We start from the raw sequence: 23,639 nt of genomic DNA on the forward strand, positions 1-23,639 counted from the left end.
GCGCAGCAAGATTAAATCCGAACCATGCTCCGGCATAATTACCGTCACTGTGTAACATCACTGTGTAACGCGTAATGCCATTGCCAGCACATGGAACGTTGATACTGCAGTTTTTAAGCTGCAGAAAATTTTCATCAGCATCGCCACCTTTCGCTACGTCGCCTTAAAGCGCGAAGCTTTTTGGCAGTTTTGCAGATAAAATCTTTAATCAGTGTCTTACGCAGCAACGCCTCGAGCATCGCGCGCCCCCACTTGGTTTGTTCAAGGAAGAACCCAGCCGCCATCACGCCCGTGCCAATCACAGCAAACGTACCAAGCAGCACGTTCCAGTTCATTCCGCCGGTCTTTGGCAGAGCGAATTTAGGCGGATCGATCACGGTCACATTAACAGCAATTCTGTTCCAGTCTTTTCCAACGACTACGCCGGTAAGCTGAGCTGCTTGCATATTTGTAGACGAATACTTTTTATCAGTACTAAGCCCAGCATCAACAGTGTCATTAAACACCGTCAACGCATTCGGCTTCAACGCAAACACAGCGCACGTGTAATTTCCAGCCTTTTGAGGTACGCCAGCAATATCGTCTTCACTGCGAGACACAGCGTTTTCTATGCTGTTCGGATCTTTATCATTCTTCGTAAAGCCATACAGCAAGTTAGCCATGCAATTCTTACTGTCTTGACTGCAAGACTTTCGCTGCTCAGCACTTGCAAAAGCCCACGGCTTTACATCTTCGCCATAATTCTGGTTCAGATGCATATTGAGCGTATCGTCAAGCCCGCGACTCCACTTTTGCTCGCTTTGCTTAGAACACATCATACGCAATGAAATATCGCGACGATCCTTCAAGCTCCACGCGAGCACATACGGATTCTTAGTAAGGCTCGTGCCGCTCATGACGGTAAGAGAATTGGCACCACCAAGCTTGTCATGTTCAGGATCAGCATCTTGAGATCTGAGCAATGTCATCTTAAGATCCTTGTCAGCTCCACTGAGGCCCCCAACTGTAACTTTCGCATACACAGGCTTGCCGTTGTTACCAGAATCCGGGTCGTCCGAAGTGGAGCCATCCGGGTAATGGATGATAATCTCTTTCAAGTACGCTTTAGGAGCAACAGCTTGATCTGGGTGGAAGGTCACTTTGCCGTAACGCGTGCCGTCATCCTTGGAACTGTGCTTGCCATTCTTTTGCTTGGAAGGATTGTCAGGCTTATTGCTCTGCTCACCGGTGTTATCTGCGGCGTTGCCAGAAGCCCAATACGACCAGTCTAAAGACACCTTGTTTCCAGCAGTGCCGTCATTATTTACTTCAAATCCGTGAGTAGCATCCTTAAACTCAAACCAAGTTCCGTCCGGAAGCGCACCAGCCTTCACAGCATCCTGGTATTTATCCGCACCGTTAGCACTCTTAACGCTTTGCGGCACAGCATTCTCAACCTTTTGACCAGCCGTAACATTCACATCAACATACTTCGGGTTGTAGAAGTGGTTGTCGTTGTGAATGTGGATTGGTATTGCGCGATACTCGTAGTCAACACCTTTAACCGCGTTTTTGTTGCCGTTATTACCATCAAGCTTCCACTTGAAGTCTTTCAAAGGATCAGTGTTATTCTTACTTGCATCTTTGTTAAGTGCACCAACAGCTGCATCGAATCTAGCAAGCAAATCGTTATTGTCTGTCTTAAACTGTTTTGCTTTAATCGCGTAAACTACGCATTCGTAGTCGCCGGATTCGTTAGCCTTGCCTTTAATCCACCCACGAGTACGCTCAGTGGTATCTTTTGAGTTACCATTTGCAATGTAATCGTCGTATAGCTGCCTATCAGGGTGGCACTGACTTGCATCCTTCTCGCAAGCTTTCTGCGCTGACGCAGCTTCAGTATGATCCCAAATCTTTACATCTTGCATCTTAATACCAGCAATACCGCCCGACTGGTAGTGAGACTTAGTGCCGTCTGAATTAATCTTATTGCAAATTGTGCGCAAATTGATTTTTCCAGGCTTATACTTGGACCATGAATCAAGCCAACGGGTCGTCTTTTTAGAAGTACTAAGTTCCTCGCCCTTAGTGAGTTTGATGGTAGTATTATTCCAGTCGCCGCTACCTTCACGATCGCCAACATTCAGCCGTAAATTACCAGCATCCTCATCATGCGATCGCGTAATGTCTACCTTCGCATAAATAGGTTTACCAAGATTACCAGAATCTGGGTCTTCAGAAGTAGAACCGTCCGGATAGTACACAATAACCTGCACTTTGTCAGAACCAACAGGGAACCACTTGTGCGGTCGGAACGTAACCTTACCAAACTGACCCGTGCCATTCTTAGCTGAATCACCAGAGTCAGCTTTATTATCTTGATCATCCTCAAAGAATGTGTAGCTTAAAGATTTCTTAAACTTAAACCAAGTTCCGTCCGGTAGATCACCTTCACGCACATCGTCTTGCGACGTATTAGCATCGTTGGCAGTCTTCTTGCTCTTAGGCACCTCAGTGGCTTTTTTAGTACCAGCCTCCATACTAATAGCCTTATACTCTGGGTTGTAGTAGTGAGCATCACTATGCACATGAATTGGGAAGGTTACCGAATCCCAATCGACGTGCCTTTGAGTGGCTTCTTGAGGACTATCTTCACTACCCGGCTTATCTGTTAAGACTGATTTAATAACATCTTCAAACTTGCGATTACCAGGATTCTTTACAAAACCTTCTACAGCACTATTAAACTTAGTTTGTAAACCACCCTTCTTACCATTTTTACCCTCAAGGTCTTTAATAGCGTACACAGTGCATACAAAGTCGCCATTTTCCTTAACCTTGCCATGTAACCAACCCCAAGTGCGCTCTACGGTATCATGCTCATCACCGTATAAGTAAAGGTTACGGTTGCAGTTTTTACCATGAACCGTACATTCATCCTTATTCTTTTCAGTAGCTCTTGTCCATTGTGATGGTTGTTTATCAATAAATTCACCGCTTGTAGTATTACCTTTTCGACCGGCAAGTGTCAGACCATTAATACCATCAATCTCATAGCTTTCAGGTTTACCAGTTTGTGGATTCTTTTTATAGCAAAGCATGCGCTGATAAATTTTTCCTTGCTTAGCACTTGACCATGAGTCAAAGAACATTGGCTTAGTGTTACCAGTAGCGTCGCCTAACACTTCATCTTTACGGAAACGCATACCATTGTTATCATTGTCTTCAATTCGTCTTCCGCCATATTGCGAATAAACATTGAGTTTTAAATCATTTTTTTGGATTGGTTGACTAGTTACCTCTACAGGCGCATACACAGGCTTGCCAAGATTACCAGAATCCGGATCTTCAGAAGTGGAACCATCTGGATAATGCACAATTACAGGAGCAAAATATTCACCAAGCGTTACAGTTTTTTCTGGAGAAAAAGTAACTTTGCCATATCTAGCGTCAGTAGTACTATCTTCAGGCTCATCCTTGCCTGATTTCTTGTTACTTTGCTTATTGACAAATTTATACCATGTAAGAACATGTTTACTATCCTTAGGATACTCTTTTAGCTCAAACCAAGTGCCTTTTGGCAACCTAGTACCATTCTGCACAAGCTCCTGTTGACTCTTGTCATTAGCTTTCACGCCGTTAGCACCAGAATGGCTTACTGGAGCAGCCGATTCTTTAGACTTACCACCAGCCTGCACATATACCTTATCGTATTGAGGATTATAATAATGCGCGTCGGAGTGAACCTTAATTGGCACAGTTCTAGATGTATAATCAACATCTTCTCTTAACCCACTGAAGGTATCAGAATCAATGATATTAGTAGAAGAACCGTCTTTCTTTCCAATATCCTTATTCTTCTTTTCAGCATCCTCAAATTTCTTCAAAGCCTTAGGCTTCAAAGCATACACAGTGCACTGGTAATTGCCAACCTTTAGTGGCTTTCCTGTGATGCTACCACGCGTACGCTCCATGGTTCTGTCTGTGCTATCAAATAATTTGTTTGCTGCACAGCCCTGACCATTTCGGCACTTTTCTTGTTCCTCATCAGTAGCATGAGGCCACGGTTTTTCACCATTTATTGTTATTCCATTAATACCGTTAAGATAAAACTTAAGATTCAGAAGATTTGTAGTATCAGCACACACAGAGCGAATAGTAATATCGCCAGGTTCCTGCACTGACCAAGAATCTATCCATGGGTGTGGAGTAACATCACGATTCTTGCGGAATACGAATCCATTGGTATAGTTAATCTCTTGACCATTTTGGTTCTTATGAATATGGAGCTGCAAGTCACCAGTGCCAGGGTTATCTCTTGTTACATACACTTGAGCATTAACTGGATCACCATGATTACCAGAATCTTTATCCTTCGAAGTTGAACCATCAGGATAATGCACAACTACAGGTCTCTTCTCAGGCTGACCAGTTTTAGAAGCAGGAACCCACTTATTTGGGTGGAAAGTGACAACACCAGTGGACTCGTTATTAATCTTTGCCCAAGTTGGTGGATTTTGATACTTATTATAAATTTCTGCCTTAAACTTAGTGCCAGATGGGAATTGTTTCCCTCCCCTGTCTTTTGGATTTGGAGAATTCTTTTCTTCACCAGCTTTTACTGTAGTATCGTCATAGTAAGGGTTATACCGGGACGCCTGCGAAACAACGTGTATATCAACGCCTTTTACCTTCACAATTGAATTGTTCATTTTACAATTGTTTGGCTTAGGGTCAGGATAGTTTATTTGAACTTCAAAATGTATAGTTTTGTTTCTATCAGAAGCCTTAGGACTATACTTAACTTCGCCTGTTTTTGGGTTAATATATGCTTGACCAGGCTGCATATTATTAGGATTATTAGTCTTAGTAACACCGGGCGGAAGTATCTCACTATTTCCAATTCCATTCTTTTTAAACGTAAATTCTATTCCAGCATCAGTTGGAATCATCTCAGTCGTAGTTCTGCCCCCATGATTTGGCATGTCCTTATAATATTTAAAATCGCCGTTATAAGAATCACCAACCCACTCACCAGTATTTATATACGGTTTCACGGAAGTAACTTCACCGTAAACAGCGTCCTCTTTAGACCTCTTTGGGAATTGGATGTCATCATCATTTTTAGGATTTAAACCATACTTAAACTCTTCCAAGTCTGGTATGCCGTCGCCATCATGATCATACGGACCAAAAACTGTAAACTTATGCTTATCTCCATAGTAGGAAATCCAACCTGCCATAAAAGGTAACTTATAAGGGTCACTGCCTTCTTCAACTTCTGCAGTAACAATCCAGCGAATAGAATCTACAGCGTTATCTTGTTCCCAAGATTTAAATAACCTACCAAAATTACCAGCTCGACGCCATGTATCTACTTCACATGTTGCATCTGTACCTAAACCACATTTTTCAATAGATGCTTTCCAGAAATTCTCATAATCACTATCACCTGGTAAGCGCGTAGCATTAGTATAACCATTAAAATCGCTTGGTATTTGATCTTTGCCTCGTTCTTCCCAAACAAACCTTTTGCCTCTACCACTGTAACCAGCAAATTTTGTACGATACCTTGTAATTCTTATGCTATTATCCTTGATGTTTTTTGGAAGAATAAGATAAAAATCAGGTCTACCATCATACGCATGTAGAGCAGTATTTTCATCACAATCTACATTTGGATTTTCTATTTTTTTAATTCTGCATCCATTTGCGTTAAAAAGAACATTCCAAGTGATGGTTGTTTTTTTCTTTCCATTAACGGTTACTGTATTTATATCTGGAGACTGAACATCGAAATCTCTATATACATCATAACTCGCAACAGAGTTAGGAGAAATATACCCATTACCAATGTAATCCCAACTAACATTAGCTGCATTAGCTTCTTTCATCGGCGGCACTATGAGCATGGTTACTATGGTGGCGGCGGCTACGAACATTGCGAAGAGCGCGCGACGAAGAGTGTGGGCTGGGTGAGCGGTGCGAGCGATGGTGGTAACGTTGTCGGAATTGGCTGCGCTGTCGGAAATGACTGCTTTGTCGAAAGAAGTGCTGGCGGTGCCGAAAGTACTGGCATTGCTGGAAGAAATAACTGTGGTGCTGGAAGTACGAACGGCGGCATCACGCTCGCTGGTCTTATGCCAGACCAAAGCGCGCGACGCAAGACGACCCACGCGTGATGCGAATCCACGGAACTTTGCTGGTAACATTTTCTCGCCTTCCTAGTCCTCCACTGCTGCACAAGCCGCAGTATATCTCAAATTCCAACTCTCTAATCTTTAAGACTTCACGCACTCAACCTGCATGCGATGCCAATGCTCGGTGCACTAAAACCTTGTACGCACACTACTGCAAATGCCACAGACAGAGCCAACCACAGGTAGTCCAGTATAACATACCTGCATGCCCTATATACAAGCATGGTTGCTGAAAAGCCCCTAATATTTATACCCCCCCCCATGAAGGATTTCAAGCAAAACACGTATTATAATTGTGCATATAAAAAATTTCTATAATTCGCGAATATCGCTAAAAAATCTACTGTAAAACGCATTTATAATGAATAATTTCCGACGCCAAAACGCAAAAATCGCGTCTTCGGCGTGTCTAAAAACCGACCACTTTCCCACACAAAGTACTACATGTTGTTATAACGCACGCATCGCACCACTATATGCTGTGCTGGTATATGCTCTGTGTGTTGTGTGCTGCGCTGCTGTATTCTGTGTGCTTCGTCGCTATATACTGTGTGAGATTCGTCACTATATGCCATGCTATATATACTGTGCAACGCGAAAGCAGGTCGTCGCGTCAGCAAGAAAATCCGACAGAAACTGTGCAGCTGTGTAAAGGAAAGGTCGTTTGCGCGCAAAAAAAAATCGGGGCAGATGCACTCTCGCACTTCCGCCCCCCAAAACCCTAAGGTTTTCAAGCATTTTCAATTTTATCTTTCACATATCCAACTGTCAATAACAGTACAAATAAAAGCAAGCAATGAGTTAAATTTACTCGCTTTATCATACTCTTTTGTGTACTCAGATGCCTTTTTTATAAATCCTCCTGCAATGTATCTAATAATGCTTTTTTGATCATTCACGCATTCATCACATTGATAATTCCTAGACAAAAATCTCTTATACATATATGCAGTTATCACTATTTCTTTCATCTTCGCATTACACATATTCGATCGCCTCGCACGCTTATTGAACCCTACAGCTTCAATAGCTTTACTTACTTCTTCAAGCAAAAGCACGTTGTCAAAACTCTTTTCAGTAATTCCATCCAATATTGAATTAGAATGAGCACAAGCATTACGCACGGATTTTACCCTGCACAATAAGTGATGCTCCTTCTGCATCTCTCTACTACCCCATCTTTTTGCGCAAAAACGATAAAATCTTAACAATGTTCCAAATGTAATACCTTCAACAAATACCCAAATTGGCATTCCACCTGCATACTTTGCCGCCGATTCTCTGCTATATTTCCCATCTTTAAGTCGTTCTAATTCAGCAATTAGTATTTTGCGGTCATCGTTATAAAGACTAGACATGTAATCTTCAACAATGGAGTATCCATCTTCTTCAGGATTTTCAGTAAACATTTTCATTAACTTAACTTTTGCCTCATGCTCTATAGCTAAAGTTATTAGAAGCAAAAGTATTTGAAACATCCTATTAAGCTGCTCTATTTTGCATAATTGATCAAAATCCAAGTCAATATACTGGCCATCCCTAGATCCACCAACTCTCTTGCTAAACAATTTTTTATATGAACAAGTCTCAAAATAATATGAGAAGATTGAAAGGTAGGAAATTGCAGAATCTTCAGATTGTTTGTTAAAAGTTATACCTTGCTTCTTAAGATGTTTTATCTGATCTATTGACGAAAGCTTCACAGGCAATTTACTAATTGCACATGTTTTCTTTATATCCGAATCGCATTGATTGTCCATACTATGTATTCCCCTTTTCCAAACTATGGATAAATATCTTTTATTTTTGCGAATACTACCCCAATAGCATTCGATGACTCTTTAAATGCACCAGCGCATATGCAAATATTCTACAAAACACTACACGAAAAGCAACGAATAGACAGGCACGACCAAAAGTAGAAAATCAAAAGTGGGCCTAATGGGATTCGAACCCACGACCTTCTGCTCCGGAGGCAGACGCTCTATCCACTGAGCTACAGGCCCGCAACTCGAGAAAGTATACACGCTAGTGAGGATGCGCGACGACCTGCTTGAGCGCAGCACAGGGCGCGCGAAAGCAACTCAGAGCGCCGAGCTTGCTTAGGGTTGAAAGCACAGTGTACTTTCAACGCAAGCGAGGTCTGCCTGCGGCTTTATTGACGCAGGCAGGGCAGGTTAGTGTGGTTGTGCTTTAGAAACTAGATTGTGACTGGGGATGCGAAGCAAAAAGCGACAGAAACTTTACAGCGGCGTAAAGGAAATAACGCGCCGCTAGCAAAAGCCGCTATCAAAAGCAGCCATCGCGCGCATAGAAAAACTCACGCGCCGCCAAGGAAGGCGAAGGTGCCGAAGTAAAGCGCAGCCACAACAGCAACCGACGGCACAATCGCGCACACAGCAAAAATCCACCAGTCGCGCGCACGCACACGACTCACGCGAGCGTGCGAACGCGCACCAATTCCCCCAAAACCGCGCGCTTCCATAGCCGTGGCGAGCGTCGTCGAGCGTCGAATCGAAAGCACAAGCAGCGCAAACGACTGCGGGAAGAACGCCCTCACGCGATGCTCATCACCCAAACCGCGCGAACGCCTCGACGCAGTCAGCGCCGCCCAATCATCCTGCAGCACGCCAAACAGCCTAATTCCAGCCAAACCGCCGTACACGAATCGATCCGGCAAATGCAGCACCTGGCTGAAAGCATCAGCCAAATCCGTAGCATCAAGCCCAATCACCATCACAATCGACGGCACGCCAATCGCCAAAATCCTAAGCGAAGTTGCAACAGCCAACATAGCCGAACGATCCGTAGCATGCATCAGCCACCACTGGAACCAAGTATTTCCGCCACTTTTGCCGTATAGCAACACAGTGAGCGCGGAAGTCGGCGCACCCACCCACACAGGCCACGAAAGGCGAATCACACGCCATGGCGGAAGCTTAATGCACGCAAAAATCACAAATTCCAACAGCAACGCGACCGAAGCAGAAACGCAATCAAGCGTAAAAAATAGCGGAATCGAAGCCGCGAACGCTCCAAAAATGCGAAATACTGGATTAATTGACGCGAGAAGCGGCGATTTGCTTGAAAGTTTCGCTTCCTCGTCGCGATTGTTTACAGCGCTCACTTTGATACGCGAAATGTCTGTTGCGCCGGTAGTTGCGGAAAGCGCTTCGGAAGATTTCACTTCGGAAGCACTCACTTCAGCAGCACTCATTTCAGCAGCTTCAGCTTTCGCATCCGGCACAAGCTCAACCAAGCGCGCACCCAACGCCTCAACCAGCTCACGGTCGTGCGTCACCACAATAATGCTCACACCCTCGCTACGAAGGCTTGCAATCAAGCGAATAATTTGCAACCAAGTTTTGCGATCCTGCCCAAAAGTCGGCTCGTCCAAAATCAGCACACGCGGAGCCGCAGCAAGCGACGCCGCCACAGTCAGACGACGCTTTTCACCTCCCGAAAGCGTGTACGGATTCGCCTTCGCGTAACGAGCCAGACGGAATCGCTTCAGCAACTCCTGAGCCTTCGCGCGCGCCTCATCCGCCGAAACACCCGTGCGAAGCGGCCCCAACATAACCTCATCCAACACCGAACCACACGCAAACTGATGCTCCGGATTCTGAAAAACGTACGAAATGCGCTTCGCCAAATCAGGCGACTTCCACTTCATTGGATCCGTACCATTCGCGCCTTGAGCAAGAGCATCACTCGCCACAACCTCGCCGCTTACTGCCGGCAAAAGACCAGCCAAAGTGAGCGAAAGCGTTGATTTTCCAGCACCGTTCGCGCCGACCAAAGCCGTAATCTGTCCGGCTTTAAACTCAAGATTGATGTGACGCGCAATCGGCTCGCTATTATGGCTGATTGCGAGGTCCTTCGTGAAAAGTAGCACTTCTCCGTAGCCTTCTGCTGGATCGCAGTTTTCGTAATATTTTTCAGAAGATTCTGCATTTGCGGAAGAATTACTTACGGAAGATTCATTTGCAGAAGATTTTACGTTTTTCTTGTAGCGTTCCGGAAGCCAAATACCCAGATCCTCAAAGTCCAAATCGGTGCGATTAAACACCTCGTCTGGCGTGCCGTCCGCCACAATCACTGTGCGCGAAGAAGCCACGCGCGCAATATCGTCATCGTGAACGGTTTCGTTGTTCGCAGCTTTTCCGTTCGCAGCTTCATCATTCTCAAGCCCAAGCACAACCACGCGGTCAATCATGTCAATCCACGGCTCCGCGTGATGCTCCACAAGCACCATCGTGGCGTGCGTCAAATCCAAAACCGCGCGCACAGCACCAACAATCTGCTGCGTGCCATCCGGATCCAAATTCGCAGTCGGCTCGTCCAAAAGCAGCACACTCGGCTGCATAGCGAGCGCGCCAGCAAGCGCCAAACGCTGCATCTGACCGCCGCTTAAATGCGAAGTTGAGCGATGCAATTGCAAGCCATCCAACCCAACTTCTTTAAGACTTTTGCGCACGCGATCCCAAATTTCGTTGCGCGGAACGTTCATATTTTCCGGACCAAACGCAACGTTATCCCCCAAACGCTGGAAAATCGCCTGTGCATCCGGATCTTGCAAAACCAAACCAACGCGACCGCGCGCACGTCGAACCGGCACGCCGTCAACCAAAACACAACCCTCGCTCACACCACCATCGGCATCTTCGACGAGAGTGGTTTGCTGGGATTTTGCGCTATTTTTCGCCACAAAATCATTGCCAATAAGACCTGCCGCGCCGCTTAAAATCGTGGATTTACCGATGCCTGATGCACCAAGCAGCAACACGCGCTGCCCCGCCTTAATCGTGAGGTCCAACCCGCGCACAGCAAAAGCGCGACGGGAAGCATGACGATAACCCCAATTCTCAAAACGAAGTTCAGCGTTACTTGCGTTAGAAGCGTTATCACTAGCTCTACTTGCGTCACTAGCGTTGCTGATACTCTTGCGATCACTTAAATCTGTTGGAAGGAAAGTTTCAGATTCTTGCGATTGAGTAGCATCAGGCATAGTAAATCCTTTATGGCAATGATAGATTTTAGTTATTTCTTAATACGTTATTCGCTATTTTTCGCGTATTTCGCGACCGGACGCAAACTGATCCAACGCGCCGGTCTTAGCGATTCCCACATACAAGAACCACATTAAAACACCAGCAAACACAATTCCGGAAACCACTGTGCTGGCGAAGTATGGAAGACCATACTTGCCGAATACGCTAACAGCCTGTAACTTACCGAGGAAGGTGTAACCCCAGCAACCAATGCCAGTCAATGCGCCGGAAAGAATCATTGTGTTCAAATTCCACTTCTTGTAAGCGAAAATAATGAACGCAATTTCAGCAAACAGACCCTGAACCACTGCAATAGCGAAGGTTTCAGCACCACCCCACTGATTGCCCATCAAAGCTTCGAGCACGCCAGCTACGACTTCAGCGTAAATAGCAGCACCCGGCTTACGCACGATTACTGCGGCCAAAGGAGCAGCGAAGAGCCAAAGACCGTTAATAAGACCTGCAAAACCTGGAAGAATGCTGTTTAGCGCAGTCCATGGAACCTCACTAAAAATGGCAACAACCCAATAAATAAAAGCAGAAACAACGCCAATTACGGAAGCAACTGCGATGTCTGCAACACGCCACTGCATGTTGGACTGATAATTTTCTTCTGACATAAAAATGTGCCTTTCTTGTTACGTGTTGCAATGCGTTACATTGTGCGCAATGCAATATTTTGCGTTACATGTGTACATTACGATGTTGTGCGTCAAACGCGTTACATCGTGATGCGTTACATGCAATACTTTGCGTTACAAAGAAACCTTGCAACACCTCTCCAGGCACGGGAAAAACAGACCTCCGTGCGCCGGTATTACCCGGATTCACGTTCAAGCGGTTTTCTCTCAGCTCTGAATGTTCACGCTTGCATAAGCGAGATAACACAGAGCACCCGTGTCGATTGACGATTGTACGGCACTGCGTCGACGCCAACCCTCCAAACGCGCGCGCTGTGCTGCGCTCAAGCAGGTCGTCGCATCAATAAAAATGTGCGCAAGCGACGAACAAACGCCACTTACGCACGCAACAATAAGGCTAAAACACTAAAATTTACTTAATTTACTTACCGCGCATTGCACGACGGCTGATGCGCTGAGGACGCGTTGGATCGATGCCCTTCGGAATGCCAAATCCACTCTTGCTTTGCAACGTGCGCAAACGCTCATTCAAAATCGCAAGCTCTGTCTTAGTAAGGAAGAATCGGCGGTTCGGATGAATTTTATCGAACAACGCAAACTTGTGCTTCACAGGCTGTAGCGTCTTCGAGCGCAACACCTTTCCGCGCAATTCTTTAAGCTTCACCTGATTTTCGCCATTACCAACAGCAATACGGTATACAGGTATATTAGATCCGGCAGTAACGCTTTTAATAGCGTGCTCCTGTCGATCCATAGCATGCATTAAACGCTCGTAATTACCCTCACCAACGAGGAAAATTCCGTTAAAACCAGTGCCTCGCCAAAGCGCATCCTTCGTGCGCGCGTCCACCCACACAGGCTGCTGCGGAAAAGTAAAACCGCCCTTATTAATCGCAGAAATAATGCCAGCAGCCGCACCCGGGCGACCTTCCAACTTTGCGTAACCAACTTTATCTGCGCGCTTCGTAAGTACAACAGTAAACAGCAGCAAACCAAGCATCGCCGCTGTAATAAGCATCATAATCCACATCAAAATGGACCAACGAGATACAATTCCAAGAATTACAGCAACCAAAATCGGTGCAGCAAACGCGCAAGACAACCACAAAGGCAGCTGCTTATCGTCAGAATGCGTGTACTTATAAATACGTATAATCTGCGAGAACATGCCCTGCTTTTTCTTAGGCTTCTTCATACCTTGCGTCGCGCCCTGAGACGCGCCTTGCGATTTGCTTTGTGCTTTATCTTGTGCCATGCGTTTACCCCATGATATTCGCGTTATTTTGAGTATCTCAAATAATAATAGTAGCTTGTGCAAATATTAATAAATTTGCACTTACTTGTGCACTTACTTTTACACTTACTTTTACACTTACTTCGGCCAGTTACCACGCTTTGCGCTACTCGGCTTAGGCAAACGCCAGCGACGAAGCTGCATAGCGCGGCTGAATGCGTACATGCCGGAACGCGATTTGCGCGACACAGCCACATCACCAAAACGACGAATCAGCTCCTTACGCAACTTACGCCACATAACAAACATGTCAATTACAGATGCAAACAAATACGCGTACAAGAACACTGCAAAAACAAAATAAACAATCACAAATTTAGATAGCGCAAACAAGCAAATCATAATCAGCACTGCAACTGGTATGAAAAACTCGCCAATATTAATTCGAGCATCCACGTAATCGCGAATATACACACGCCACGGAAGCTGCTCAATTTTTGGCATATGCGCCAAATCGCCAGTGCGCATTGCGTTGTATTGCAAATTCTCAGATTCGCGAAGACGAGCGCGTGCGCGTTTTGCACTTTCCTTGCGATCTGCCGGCACTAGTGGACGAAGCTTTTGCGCCTGAGCAGCGTTGCGCTTAGGAGTTGGCGCGTTTTTTTCGCGAGATTTCGTCGCTACGGACGATTCTGCATCCGCTACTTTCTTTTGCAACGAAGGAGTAGACGCGCCCTCATTATTGGCAGTTTTCTTTGCAAATGGATTCCATGTCATGTTTGCAGATTACTCAACAGACTAGACGCATGCAGACGCGGCGGAAACGGCAGAAAATTTACAGTAACGTAAAATTTCGGTCGAGAATCGCCACAAAAACGGCAGAAACTTTACGCGCATGTAAAGAAAAAGGGGTACATATCAAAAAACGGCAGAAACTTTACAGCGTTGCAAAGTTTATGCCGCCTTCGCGCAAAATTAGCCAGAATTACTCGCCCAATCGATCCAAAAGCAGCGCTTCCGTCACAATATTTCCGCGCAAACCAGAAAGCGAAATCGACTCGTTCGGGCTGTGTGCATTAGACTTAGGGTCTTCCGGACCCGTCACCAGCACCTGCGCCTTCGGGAAGATGCGCTGAAGCTCAGGAATAAACGGAATCGAGCCGCCCTCGCCCTTGTTTACCGGCTCCACGCCGAAAGCATCGCGCATAGAAGCGAGCGCATCCTTCGTTGCAACAGCATCCGGATCCATTGCCCAACCCATGCCGTTATCAATCGGCTCTGCAGTAACTTCCGCACCAAAAGGCGCGTGAGATACCAAGAAGTCACACAACGCTTTTTGCGCTTCTTCCGGACGCTGCGAAGGCGCGGTACGAAGCGAAAGACGCAACTTAGTTTCGTGCGCAATCACATTAAAACTGCCCTCAACAGGATGTGCGTCCATGCCGATTACCGTCAGGCTTGGCTTAGTCCACATGCGCGCGGCGAGAGAACCGGTGCCTGCAAGCTTATAAGAATCGACCACGGAAGCGTCGGCGCGCACTTGTGCTTCGTCCAAATCGCGCTGCAAACCGCCAACCGGTTCCTGTGCTTCAATTCCAGGAACTGCCAAGTCGCCAGCTTCGTTGTAAAGCGAGGCAATAAGCATGGAAGCGAGCGTGTAAGCGTCCAAAATCGGACCGCCAAACTGTCCAGAATGCACTTGATGACCAAGTACTTTAACCCTTACATCCACGTCGGTATTTCCACGCAAACTCGTTGTAAGACTTGGGATTTCGGCGGACCAATTGCCGGAGTCGGCAACGATAATTACGTCGGATTCGAACTCGTCTTTATGCGATTCAATGAACGGGATGAAGCTTGGCGAGCCCATTTCTTCTTCGCCTTCGATGAAAACCTTAATATTTACGCGCAAATCGTCGCTTAGTGCGCGCAAAGCTCCGTAGTGAATTGCGATTCCGCCGCCGTCGTCAGCTGAGCCGCGTCCGTAGAGGCGACCGTCGCGCTCTGTGCCTTCAAATGGGTTTGTGTTCCACTCGGATGGGTCCGGAACAGGCTGCACATCGTGATGCGCGTACAGCAAAACCGTTGGCGCACTTGGGTTTACGATACGAGAGCCGACCACTTCAAAAGCCCCCGGAGTGCCGTCCGGATTCGTGGACTGCTCAACGCGCGCGTCAATACCAACCTCACGCAATACCCCAGCCACGTATTGCGCGGACTTTTGCATATGCTCGCCGGCAATACCCTTAGCAGAAACCGCAGCCAGCGAAATCTTCTTATTCAACACGGAAACTACATCATTCCAGGCGTTTTGCACGCGAGCGCGCACGTCTTCGACAGCCAAACCTGCCATAAATCCTCCCAACTAAAAGTAACAGAGCGGTAATTGATACCTGTAAAACTATACCTACAAATTTAAACTATGTCCGCAAACACGAGGAAACGCTCGCACTATAAGTGCTCGCTTATAGCGCGAACGTTACCTCACATTTGGAGCGCTTACTTTAGTTAACCCTCTCAATGCGAGCAGCAACCCAATCAACTATGTAAGGCGCGCACTGCTCAACCTGATCCATCGCAACTTCGAACTCGCGAGGACCTCCGTACCACGGATCAGCCAAGTCAAGCAACATCTCGCGACCAGGCTGCGGTTTAGGGAGCGACGGATCAAACGCGCGATACATATGCACAAGTTCGCGCTTTTGCGGCGGCAACAAACGCAAAAGCGAGCGCATATGCGAAGCCGTCATAGGCAAAAACAGGTTCGTTTCCGCAATCTCATCCGCTTCAATTCGATGCGCAAAATGCGAAGCAGGAAGCCCATATCCGCGCTTAGTTAATTCCCTTTGCGCGCGACGGTCAATCGGATTTCCGTACTCTTCGTCGCTTACACCACTGGAACGCACGGCAACAACGTCACCCAATCCCCTCAATTGAAACTCGTTGCGCAACACAATTTCCGCCATTGGCGAGCGACAAATATTACCTGTGCAAACCGTCATAACAGTGTATGGGCGACGCGCGTCGACCTTGATTTTGCTTGATTCTTCAGTCATATTTCCTCGTTTATTTTGCTGTCTCGTTTACTTTGCGATTTCTCGTTTACTGAGCAGGCTCATATACCATAAACCGGTATCGTGCAGGATTGCTTTCGCTACCAACTTTCAGCGGCGCTTCCTCAAACTCGCCTTCGCGCGCAACATGCCATTTTCCTGCATCAACTAATGCATGAATATTCGGAGCAAATGTGTCCGCTGCAACTTTCGCTTCAATTTGCGTTACGTAAGCTGCGTCTGCGTGATAATTCGCAAGCATTTCGCGCAAAATCGCAGCTCCGCCAATAACCCAGATTGCTCGTCCGTCTAAAGGCGAGTCTTGAGATACGCTTTCCTGACTTTCCAGCACTTCCCTATTTTCCAGCCATTCGCGCGCATAATCTAAAGCCGCATCAATGCTAGTAAAACTACGCGCTCTATCCGCCACAAAATCAGGATTATGCGTAACAACAATATTTTCGCGCCCCGGAAGCGGACGGAATTTCGGCGGCATCGCATCCCATGTACCGCGACCCATAATCACAGGGCAACCGATAGTCATCGCCTTAAAATAGCGCAAATCCGGCGAAAGTCGCCACGGCATGCCTCCGTTTACGCCCATCGCGCCGGGCCTGCCGTCCAAACCAAAAGCCTCGCCCCAAATCAGTCGCACAGGGAAATTATGTGACACGCTGTTTGCCATATACGCACCTCACACGCTAAATCAAGCAAAATAATTCGCAATTATCACACAGCAACCGGCGCTTTAATCGTCGGATGATGCTTGTAATCAATCACCTTAAAATCGCTGTAATCGTAGTCAAAAATCGAATCCGCCTTACGAATTTCAAGCTGCGGATACGGGTATGGCTCGCGCGAAAGCTGCTCAAGCACCTGCTCAACGTGATTGTCGTAAATATGGCAGTCGCCGCCCGTCCACACGAACTCACCCGGCTCCAAACCTGCCTGCTGAGCCATCATCATCGTCAAAAGCGAGTAGGACGCAATGTTAAACGGCACGCCGAGGAACATATCGCAAGAACGCTGGTAAAGCTGGCACGAAAGCTTGCCGTCGGCAACGTAGAACTGGAAAAGCGAGTGGCATGGTGGCAACGCCATATGCTCAACTTCCGCAGGATTCCAAGCGCTAACAATCATGCGGCGAGAATCTGGGTGATTCTTCATAAGATCCAGAACGTTTGCGATTTGGTCGATTGTGCGGTTTGGATTTTCCGCTGTCGGAGCCGGCCAACTCCTCCACTGCACGCCGTAAACAGGGCCCAAATCGCCGTTTTCGTCCGCCCACTCGTCCCAAATATGAACGCCGTTTTCTTGCAACCAACGCACATTACTCGAGCCTTTAAGGAACCAAAGCAGCTCGTACGCAAGTCCTTTAAAAAACACGGTTTTCGTGGTAATCAGCGGGAAGTATTTGCTAATATCGAAGCGAATTTGCTGACCAAAAAGTGAGATTGTGCCAGTGCCGGTGCGATCTGATTTTAAAGTGCCTTCCGTAAGGATTTTTCGCACTAAATCCTCGTAAGGAGTTGGGATGCTGGAAAGCGGTTTTTGTGGTACGCGCGCGCGAATTGCGGCAAGTTCTTCTTCTGTTAAAGCCATGCTGCCATGTTAACAAAGTGCTAATAAATTTAAAGAATCGCGCTCGTAAAACCATATGCCTACCGCGCAAAACGCTAACTTCTGCAATTGAACGCAAAGTTACAATCCTTACGATAACATGAACAAATACGACTACAGCAAAGGAGCAAAAATGTCTAGAAGATTATGGGTAGAGCGCAACGAGGACGGCACTTGGGAAGCACACAGCGACGACGGTGTGAGCTTGAAGTTTGGTCACGGCGAAGGCATGTTCAACCCGGTTGAATTAATGCAAATCGCTTTAGCCGGCTGCACCGCGCTTAGCAGCCAGTACGCGGCTGAGCAGGCGGTTGGCGAAGGTGCCGGCGCGCGAGTTGTGGTAAACGGCACGTACGACGCGGAAGAAGGCACGTACTTGCGTTTTCAAGAAGACGTCACTCTTGACGCAACTTGCGCAAAACCTGCACTCAGCCAGGAAGATGCGGCCGCGCTTAAAGAGCGCATGGAACGTCATATTTCCAGGGGTTGCACGGTTAAGCATACGCTCGAAAATGGGGCGAAAGTAAGCGTAAACGTTACGGTTCGACGCTAGGATAAGCCAAAAGTCGCGAAAAATCACACTAAACTTGCACTAAAATTCACCACGTGTGGCACAATTGAGTACACAAGATATTTGCGCAATAATGACGCTACGCATGCATGTATGCAACCGGAGGAAACTTTGAAAATCGCTATTTTTACAGAAACGTATCCACCGTACATAAATGGCGTCGCAACACAGTCTTACATGCTCAAAAAGATGTATGAAGAGCTCGGGCATGAAGTGCTAGTAGTCACGGTCGGCTCCGAAAAACAGCGCAAAACCAAGCTTGAAGATGGAGTTGTTTACGTTCCAGGCATATTGCTTAAAAAGCTTTACAAATACCGCGTTGCCCTTCCGATTGGTCACATGCGAAAGCAGCTGCCGCTTAAATTTAAGCCGGACGTTATTCATATTCAAAACGAATTTGGTATTGGCGAAATCGGCTTGGAAGTAGCAAAAAAAGAGCATATTCCCGTTATTTATACGCTTCACACGGAATACGATAAATTCCTGTTTTACATTGGCTTAAAGCATTTTACTGAGTTCTCTCGCAATATTTCGGCGAAATATTTTATGCGATTCTCGAAAAATGCCACAATTATTACGAGCATGTCTCCTAAAGCACAGGCATATATTGACCGTCAGAAGGTTGATAAAAAAGTGATTGTGCTGAATAACGCTGTGGAATATAAAAAGTTCCTACCAACACCTGAACGACTTGCATTCCGCAAAGCTTTCCGCGAAAAATATGGCGTTTCTGACTCTACTAAGCTGTTTGTTTTCGTTGGTAGAATCGGTGCTGAAAAAAATATTTCAGAATTAATTGACAACTTTATGTATTGCGATTTTCCTCGCGAAAAAGCGCGCTTATTTGTTATTGGCGGCGGTCCTGATTTGGAATCGTTGCGCAAGCGCGTGGCAGATAATGGTTTTGACGACAGAATTTGCTTGCTTGGGCCTATTGCTCACACGGAAATTCCAAAGTATTTGCACGCAATGGACTACTACACAACCGCATCACTTTCCGAAATGCACTCACTTTCGATGTTAGAAGCAATGGCTTCCGGTCTGTTTGCGCTTGTAAAGCATGATGTACCGAATGAGAAGCAGATTATCAGCGGTCAAAACGGGTATCAGTGGGATACTAAGGAAGATTTTAAAACTGTTTTTAGTAAAGTTTTGAATATGAGCGAGACTGAGCAGGCTCAGCTTAAGGCGAACGTGCTCGAGTATTCGAAAAATAACGATTTTAAGAGCCAAGCACTTGAGCTGCTTAAGATTTACAAGCGCGCAATCGAGATGAACAAAGAGAAGCTCGCTGAAAAGAAAGCTAAGCGAGATGCCAGACGCGCGCGTTTTATGCTGAAAAAGCGCGAGAATACTGAAGCGGAGTCGCAAGAGCCGCAAAAGCCGCAAGACTAGATGACCTGCGCGCTCCAAATGTGGGATAAAATCCCCGGCAAATGTGGTCAGCTTCGGCAAAACCAACAACAAACGCCAGTAAAAACTCCGGCAAATGTTTCACTACGCCGGTCTTCAGACACGCGCGCAGCGCGACGACCTGCTTTCGCGCTGCGATTTTAGCGCGCGAAGGCAATTCGGAGCGGAAACTCGCTTAAGTTGGAAGTCCAGTGGACTTCCAACGCGAGTTTCGCGCGCGAGCGTAATCAGCGCGAGCGCAATCTGCACGAATGTCTCAAAACAAGCAAAATGAGACCCTAACGCAGTACGCAATCTGCACTAATGTCCGAAAACAACCAAACAGAGACAATAACGCAGTAACTCATCTGCACCAGTGTCTCAAAATGGGCAAAATGAGACACGCGCGCAGAAAGCAACTCAACGCTAGTAATTCAGTGCTCAAGCAGGTCGTCAGCGCACACAAAACACAACCTAGTTTCTAAAGCATAACCACACAAATCTGTCCTGCCTTCGTCAATCGAGACGAAGGCAGACCTCGCTTGCGTTGAAAGCACACCGTGCTTTCAACCCTAAGCAAGCTCGGCGCTCCGAGTTGCTTTCGCGCGCGCTGTGCTGCGCTCAAGCAGGTCGTCGCAGCAACGCGAGCGTTATCCCAAGCAGTCGTTGCATTATCGCAGCGGATCGATTGTTTGTTCAATCTCCTTAGCAGCTTCTTTACCAGCCTTCGGCACATCAACCTCATGCACTCCGGAAATATCGTCAATAGACGCTTCAGAATGCTGCTTTTGCGCTGCCGCAACCTGAGCTGCACTAAATTCCACATACTTGCGCGGCACAACGTACACAGGCCTCGAAGAATGCTGCAACAATCCCTGGCTAATCGAGCCAAGCAGCAAACCGGTAAAGCCACCGCGACCGCGAGAACCAACAACCACAAGATCATGATTCAAACTAGCTTGAGTCAAAGCTTCAACAGCAGAACCAGGCACAACAGTTCGATGAATTTGCAAATCCGGCAAACGCTGCAAAATTGGCTTCACGCGCTCCTCAAGATCCTCCATGTACGAGCCCATAACAGCGGTATCGCCCTCAGCACCTTGCACTCTTGGCACTGCAGAAATAACATCAAGCTCAGCATGCCAGCTATCCGCCAAATCAGCCGCAATTTCAAGAGCTTTAAGCCCCCACTTCGACTCGTCAGAGCCAACAGCCACACGCGTAATCGTATTATTCAAATGAATACGCTGACCGTCATCGTCAGTGTAAGGCACAACCACAATTGGGCAATACGCATAAGCTGGAAGCGAAGAACTAGTTGTGCCGAGCAAACGCTCTGCCAAGCCACCTTTGCCGCGATTGCCAATCACAATAAGCTGATAGTTACGAGAAAGCTCCACGAAAACCGAAGAAGGATCGCCCGTAACAATTAGCGTAGTCGCGTCAACACCCTGCTCAAGAGCAACAGCTTTTGCTTTAGATAGAATTTCTTGTGCATCGTGATGAGCTGCATTATCGTCACCAATCGCAGTGTAAGTGGCATCAAAAGAAACAGCAGCATAACTTGGCAACGAATAAGCGCAAACAATTTGCAATTGCAACCCAGCATGCTTTGCGTAATTTGCAGCCCACCAAACCGCTTTATAGCTCGCGTGTGAGCCGTCAACTCCAACCAATACAGCTTTTTCTGGGATCATTGCCAACCTCCTCATACTTGCACTTGCGACAGCAGCGTCACTCGCGCACAACTTGTAAATACTATTGTAGCGTAATTTTAGATTGAGTGTTGGCCAGTTTTGCGATATATGACTACAGAAACTCTACAGAAGCTATAGAAACTACAGAACGCGACGAATAGAGTATCCGCCTGGGAACACGCAGCGGATAGGATCGTACTTAGTACCAGCAAACTGCGAATTAATTACCATGCCGTTACCAACATAAATAGAAGCATGCTGCGCATTCGCGATAATGTCTCCAGGCTGCGCTTGAGCCAAACTTGGGATTGGGGTTCCAACAGTTGCCTGCGCTCCAGAAGTACGAGGCAACGAAACACCAACACTAGCAAAAACATACTGCACAAAACCGGAGCAATCCCATCCAGCAGGAGTATTGCCACCGCTACGATATGGAACTTTGCCTAAGAATTGAGTAGCAAAATTCAAAAGAGAAGCAACAGACTTATCGTCAGGAGGAACTACAGAAGCAAGAGGAACCTGCTCAACACCACTGCGGAAACCAGAACGGCTTGCAGCAGCATTTCCAGCAAAAGCACGGCGTGCCACTTCAGCAGCTTGTTCGCTAGGAGTCTTAGTTTGAGGTACATTCAAGCTTTCTATGCCACCCCAATGAGAATTTGTATCGACATCAGTAGAAGTAGATTCAGTTAAAATATCGCGAGGCACATTCGTCACCTTTGGAAATGCGCGCGTAGAAGTGACAGCTGACTCGGAAAGCTCATGCGAAGACTCTGCCATGGCGAATGGCGCCATAACAGTAAGCATTGAAGCTGCAGCGGCAGCTGATACAAAAACTGAGAAAATTCTACTTTGTTTTAGCATACTTTCCGTAGTGTATCATCTGGGTATTACATACGAGAAAAATAGCAACGCCAGTAATAAGCAAACTAATTTTAGCAAACCAGCTCTAGTAACGAAACTTCAGTAATGCAGCTTTAGTAATGAATAAACTGATATTGAGAAACTTCCTTAGCGTCAAACTTGCGCGAGAAAGTTCGTCCTTGGTAAGAAGCGCCACATTCAGAAGTTTCAATAGAACCGTCTGAATTAATTTTTTCAACAACTGCAACGTGCCCATAGAATGGATCAGAACCAGCCTGACCCGAGCGGAACACCATGATATCGCCAACATGACGAGCGGAATTATCTACCCAATAGCCAAGACTGCGCGCAGAATCAGCCCACATATTTCCGTTGCCAAAATGCGAGCCAACAGGCAAACCTAACTGATGGCGGCGAATATACACCCACCACGTGCACTGGCTGAACTCATACGCGTTACCGGTATCCCCAGTTGCGTGATTTGGATTAAAGCCCTTCGGCAAAACGTCAAAGTCTTTATCTATCAACAAAGCAACCTTAGGATTATTCGCAGCAGAACGCGACATTTCCGCAATATTAAAGCCTGAATCAGAACCTAAATTCCACGAATCAGACTTCGAAGATATAGTAGAAAAAGTGCCAGGTTGTACTGAATTAGCAACCTTATTGGCTAAGTTTCCATGCTTCGAATCCGAGCGAGCAGAACTATCTTCATTCGCGCTATTTGCAGCATCAGCAGAGCCCACATTATGCGATTTTTTAGCAGCATTCTCAATAGAGTCAACAGCATTATTAATAGTCGCCATAGGATCAAGAGACTCGCGCCGGCTAGAACGCGAAACTGTTGAAGATGCGTCGCCAACTGCAGTCATAGACGGCTCAAATTCGGAAGCGCGAGCATCAAAACTATTAACCTTAGTTAAAGCCATAGTAGCTGCAACAGTACCAACCATTGCAACAAGAGAAGCCGAAAGTATTACATTGTGACGACGCTCATTAGCAAGCTTAGACAACCTAAGCGCGCGCCTGCTTTGAGGAACAAGCTCCTGCAAACGCTCAGAAACAGCTTCTGGAAGCTCTACAACAGCACCATTGCTAGTAGCAACCGCAGCCAAACGCTCACTAACACGATTAGCCTGAACAGAACGCATACCGCGCACACTATGCGCACCATGCGCGCCATGCTGAGCTACAAACAGCGAAAGCGGCGAATCACCACGCCTCTTTGCTTTTGTGGCACCATGTGCAGCATGTCTCATACTAATCACTTTCTTATGTTAAACGTGGAACGCAGCGCACAAACGCTACACCCCCAACTGATTTTCTTCCAATCTTCT

At 46.7% G+C, this 23,639-nt stretch carries 15 protein-coding genes and 1 tRNA gene; 2 read left to right on the forward strand and 14 right to left on the reverse strand.

The window, feature by feature from the left end; genetic code table 11:
* Nucleotides 1-134 precede the first annotated feature (134 nt).
* The 11 genes from HXT39_RS04875 to HXT39_RS04925 all read right to left on the reverse strand — a co-directional run bounded on the left by HXT39_RS04875 (nucleotide 135) and on the right by HXT39_RS04925 (nucleotide 17,760).
* The gene (locus tag HXT39_RS04875) at nucleotides 135-6,191 is read right to left on the reverse strand and encodes a Rib/alpha-like domain-containing protein (protein WP_103013932.1); all 6,057 of its coding nucleotides are present in this window, start codon (nucleotides 6,189-6,191) and stop codon (nucleotides 135-137) included.
* A 734-nt stretch (nucleotides 6,192-6,925) separates the two neighbouring features.
* Entirely contained in the window at nucleotides 6,926-7,939 is a 1,014-nt protein-coding gene (locus HXT39_RS04880; RefSeq protein ID WP_103013931.1) for an Abi family protein, read from the reverse strand.
* Between the two features lie 173 nt (nucleotides 7,940-8,112).
* Nucleotides 8,113-8,185, reverse strand: a tRNA-Arg gene (locus tag HXT39_RS04885).
* 314 nt (nucleotides 8,186-8,499) lie between these two features.
* The gene (locus HXT39_RS04890; protein WP_102703394.1) at nucleotides 8,500-11,187 is read right to left on the reverse strand and encodes an ATP-binding cassette domain-containing protein; all 2,688 of its coding nucleotides are present in this window, start codon (nucleotides 11,185-11,187) and stop codon (nucleotides 8,500-8,502) included.
* A 54-nt stretch (nucleotides 11,188-11,241) separates the two neighbouring features.
* Nucleotides 11,242-11,850: an ECF transporter S component gene (locus HXT39_RS04895; protein WP_004105192.1), complete on the reverse strand. Its 609-nt coding sequence runs from the start codon at nucleotides 11,848-11,850 to the stop codon at nucleotides 11,242-11,244.
* Between the two features lie 442 nt (nucleotides 11,851-12,292).
* A complete protein-coding gene (locus HXT39_RS04900) occupies nucleotides 12,293-13,066 on the reverse strand; it encodes a DUF4191 domain-containing protein (RefSeq protein ID WP_076003139.1) in 774 nt (257 codons plus the stop codon).
* 177 nt (nucleotides 13,067-13,243) lie between these two features.
* The gene (locus tag HXT39_RS04905) at nucleotides 13,244-13,882 is read right to left on the reverse strand and encodes a DUF3043 domain-containing protein (RefSeq protein WP_004105197.1); all 639 of its coding nucleotides are present in this window, start codon (nucleotides 13,880-13,882) and stop codon (nucleotides 13,244-13,246) included.
* 208 nt (nucleotides 13,883-14,090) lie between these two features.
* A complete protein-coding gene (locus tag HXT39_RS04910; RefSeq protein ID WP_076002670.1) occupies nucleotides 14,091-15,458 on the reverse strand; it encodes a dipeptidase in 1,368 nt (455 codons plus the stop codon).
* Nucleotides 15,459-15,609: 151 nt separating this feature from the next.
* A complete protein-coding gene (locus tag HXT39_RS04915; RefSeq protein WP_102703393.1) occupies nucleotides 15,610-16,161 on the reverse strand; it encodes a low molecular weight protein-tyrosine-phosphatase in 552 nt (183 codons plus the stop codon).
* 46 nt (nucleotides 16,162-16,207) lie between these two features.
* Nucleotides 16,208-16,843, reverse strand: coding sequence for a dihydrofolate reductase (locus HXT39_RS04920; RefSeq protein WP_102703392.1), 636 nt, complete (start codon nucleotides 16,841-16,843; stop codon nucleotides 16,208-16,210).
* A 44-nt stretch (nucleotides 16,844-16,887) separates the two neighbouring features.
* Nucleotides 16,888-17,760: a thymidylate synthase gene (locus HXT39_RS04925; protein WP_102155384.1), complete on the reverse strand. Its 873-nt coding sequence runs from the start codon at nucleotides 17,758-17,760 to the stop codon at nucleotides 16,888-16,890.
* Between the two features lie 151 nt (nucleotides 17,761-17,911).
* On the opposite strand from HXT39_RS04925, the gene HXT39_RS04930 reads away from it, so the two are divergent.
* The gene (locus HXT39_RS04930) at nucleotides 17,912-18,331 is read left to right on the forward strand and encodes an OsmC family protein (RefSeq protein ID WP_103013930.1); all 420 of its coding nucleotides are present in this window, start codon (nucleotides 17,912-17,914) and stop codon (nucleotides 18,329-18,331) included.
* A gap of 111 nt (nucleotides 18,332-18,442) precedes the next feature.
* Nucleotides 18,443-19,744, forward strand: coding sequence for a glycosyltransferase (locus HXT39_RS04935; RefSeq protein WP_041160472.1), 1,302 nt, complete (start codon nucleotides 18,443-18,445; stop codon nucleotides 19,742-19,744).
* Nucleotides 19,745-20,412: 668 nt separating this feature from the next.
* Here the strand turns inward: HXT39_RS04935 and HXT39_RS04940 are convergent.
* The 3 genes from HXT39_RS04940 to HXT39_RS04950 all read right to left on the reverse strand — a co-directional run bounded on the left by HXT39_RS04940 (nucleotide 20,413) and on the right by HXT39_RS04950 (nucleotide 23,561).
* On the reverse strand, nucleotides 20,413-21,438 hold the full coding sequence (locus HXT39_RS04940) for a universal stress protein (RefSeq protein WP_004105206.1): 1,026 nt from the start codon (nucleotides 21,436-21,438) through the stop codon (nucleotides 20,413-20,415).
* Between the two features lie 141 nt (nucleotides 21,439-21,579).
* Entirely contained in the window at nucleotides 21,580-22,302 is a 723-nt protein-coding gene (locus HXT39_RS04945; RefSeq protein WP_103013929.1) for a C40 family peptidase, read from the reverse strand.
* 113 nt (nucleotides 22,303-22,415) lie between these two features.
* On the reverse strand, nucleotides 22,416-23,561 hold the full coding sequence (locus HXT39_RS04950) for a CHAP domain-containing protein (protein WP_103013928.1): 1,146 nt from the start codon (nucleotides 23,559-23,561) through the stop codon (nucleotides 22,416-22,418).
* Between the last annotated feature and the right edge of the window lie 78 nt (nucleotides 23,562-23,639).

The organism is Gardnerella sp. DNF01159, assembly GCF_049244215.1.
Lineage (GTDB): Bacteria > Actinomycetota > Actinomycetes > Actinomycetales > Bifidobacteriaceae > Bifidobacterium > Bifidobacterium swidsinskii.